This window comes from Mycobacterium sp. IDUB_28 (assembly GCF_055419285.1).
On record NZ_JBVAXK010000050.1, the window covers coordinates 1 to 231 of the forward strand.

General features: G+C 60.2%; 1 protein-coding gene. It reads right to left on the minus strand.

Translation table 11 applies throughout. The annotated features are described in order from the left end of the window. Positions 1 to 231, minus strand: a 231-nt coding sequence (locus ACZYZ9_RS26500) for a hypothetical protein (protein ID WP_463829116.1), incomplete at both ends; no start/stop codon positions are given.

Genomic DNA, 231 nt, shown 5'->3' on the forward strand with positions numbered 1-231 from the left:
CGACGAAATTCAACCGCGGTCCGGTGACCGTGATGGACGGAACCCGGATGGGACCGATGGTCGAGCCGTTGTTCACGCCGCTGATAGTGAGCGGGAGCAAAGGGACGTCGAACGGCACAGTGGTGATGTCCAAGGTGCCCCCGGAAATCGTCACGTTCAACGGGATGCGCATGCCGAAGTCCACCGGAATCTGCTCGATACGGAACGAGTAGGAAACACCGGTCATGCCCT